The sequence below is a fragment of the Anaerococcus sp. genome, assembly GCF_022770135.1.
In the GTDB taxonomy this organism is placed as follows: domain Bacteria; phylum Bacillota; class Clostridia; order Tissierellales; family Peptoniphilaceae; genus Anaerococcus.
This window is the reverse complement of record NZ_JALEIL010000078.1, coordinates 1-2,647: the sequence shown is the minus strand read 5'-3', so window position 1 is coordinate 2,647 and position 2,647 is coordinate 1. Positions and strand designations below refer to the sequence as shown.

Here is a 2,647-nt window from a genome sequence, read left to right as displayed (position 1 = left end):
GGCTATGTCACCCACGTTCATTTTCCCAGCAAGTAACCTATACATTATCCTCATCCTAGTCGAGTCAGCGAAGACCTTAAATAGATCTGCCAAGTCGATTAGGGTTGTGTCATCAATATTTTTTAAAGAATCATTCATGTGTATCCTTTCATATGAGTATCTGTTCATATGAATATTATATCATATATGGTAGCGAAGTCAACAGGATTTTTAAAAAGTCCGACTCTTTCCATAGGGATTGAATTTTAGAAGAAATTTAGTATATTTATATAACGAGAATAGAGTTATTTTAAGATATTTAAGTAAGAATTAAATTAATATAAATGGGAGAGATTATTGTAGTAATCCTCTAGAGGAGCTTTATTGTTAGAGCAAATGTGAGATATAGGATTACCCTAATTTCTACTAAGGGTAAAGCCGAAACCACCACCCCTTGCTTTGACCGAAGTGGAGAAGCCCCACGAGATCCCTCGACTGCGCTCGACGGTTGGTAAATTTTATAGATCTCTCGGCAGGCTCGAGATGCCACCTTCGGTGTCAGTTTGCGGGTTCAGAACCGACTAATGTCGTCTCTTCACCTCGCAAAGCCTCGATTAAGGTCTGCCATCAATTCACTTCGTTCATTGTGGCCAGCACCATTAGGGATAAGGGTAAGCAGTACGGTCCAGATAAGAGCTGTGCGAATTAAAAAGTTTAGATATACCAATACCATGCTTAGACTTGTGATAAAGCCTATATCTACCATTCCCTTGCTTCGACCGAAGTGGAGAAGCCTCGGGATAAGGATTGTGATTAGATATACAATTACCCTTACTTCGACCTTGTGGAGAAGTCTCTTGAGATCTCTCGACTGCGCTACGCTCCGCTCGAGATAAGGGTAATAGGTAAGGTCGAGATAAGGGGGGGATGAAAGTGGAGAAGTCTCAAGGCTATTTACTAGCTCTCTTTTGAACTCTTCGAGTTCTTGGAACTTATTTTACAAATAAGTCCCACTTATTCGATTTTTTTCAAAAATCGAAGCCCGACTGTCCGGCACTCTGCCATTTTATTAATTTTTGTTATATATAAAGGAAGATTTATGAAGTTTAATTTAAAATCGGATTATAAACCTAGAGGCGATCAGCCTTATGCTATAGATAAATTATCAAAGGGAATCGAGGCGGGAGATCATCATCAGATTCTCCGTGGTGTGACTGGTTCTGGTAAGACCTTTACCATGGCCAACATTATCCAAAATGTCCAAAGGCCTACCCTAGTTCTTGCCCACAACAAGACCTTGGCCTATCAGCTTTTCACGGAGGTTAAGGAGTTTTTCCCGGACAATGCTGTCGAGTATTTCGTTTCCTACTATGATTATTATCAACCAGAAGCCTATGTGGCAGCTACGGATACATATATAGCCAAGGACTCATCTATCAATGACGAGATAGACAAGATGAGACATTCTGCGACCATGGCCCTTTTCGAGAGGCGTGATGTTATAATCGTTGCAAGTGTTTCTTGTATTTACGGCTTGGGAGATCCTATCGAGTATCAGAAGCTTGTAGTATCCCTCCGTCCAGGTCAGGAGATTAGCCCGGAAGATGTGATGAGAAAGCTAATCGATGTCCAATATGTGAGAAATGATGTGGAGTTTAGCCGAGGAACTTTCAGACGTAGGGGAGATATTTTGGATGTTTTCCCTGCAGGTTTTGACCAAAAGGCTATTAGATTTGAGTTCTTCGGAGATGAAATCGACGAGATTTCGGAGTTTGATTCCTTGACAGGCAAGGTTACTGCAAAGATTAGCCACGCCTATATTTATCCTGCCAGCCACTATGCGACATCAAGTGAGAAGACAGAAAAGGCTATTGTTACTATAGAAGAAGAGCTTGAGGAAAGATTGGCAGAGCTTAATTCGGAAAATAAGCTCCTCGAAGCCCAAAGACTCGAGCAAAGAACCAAGTATGATATAGAGATGTTAAGGGAGATAGGTTTTTGTTCTGGAATTGAGAACTACTCTAGACACTTAAGCCAAAGACCAGCAGGCTCTAGGCCTTATACCCTAATCGACTATTTCCCAGAAGATTTTGTCCTAATGGTGGACGAGTCCCACGTTTCTATTCCCCAGGTTGGAGGAATGTATGAGGGAGACAGGTCCCGTAAGCAAAACTTGGTTGACTACGGCTTTAGGCTACCTTCTGCCCTAGATAACAGACCGCTTAAGTTCGATGAGTTCGAGAAGTTAATCAATCAGGCAGTCTATGTTTCGGCAACTCCGGGTCCTTACGAGAAGGAGAAGACCCATGGCAAGATGGTTGATCAAATCATAAGACCAACTGGCCTTTTGGATCCATTAATAGAGGTAAGGCCAACAGCAAATCAGATAGACGACCTAATAGAAGAAGTTCATGCGACTATTGCCAAGAAGGAAAGGGTCCTCGTCACGACTCTTACCAAGAAGATGGCAGAAGACCTTACGACCTTCCTTACGGAAAATGGAATCAAGGTCAGATACCTTCATTCCGACATTAAGACAATCGAAAGAAGTGAGATTATTAGAGAGCTCCGCCTAGGAGAGTTTGACGTGCTTGTAGGAATCAACCTCCTCCGTGAGGGACTTGATATACCTGAAGTTTCTCTTATCACAATCCTCGATGCTGACAAG

General features: G+C 42.1%; 1 protein-coding gene. It reads left to right on the top strand.

Going from position 1 to position 2,647, the window contains the following annotated elements:
- Positions 1–1,078: 1,078 nt before the first annotated feature.
- Positions 1,079–2,647: excinuclease ABC subunit UvrB (gene uvrB, locus MRZ08_RS03565; protein WP_297379304.1), on the top strand; the 1,569-nt coding region annotated here is incomplete at its 3' end.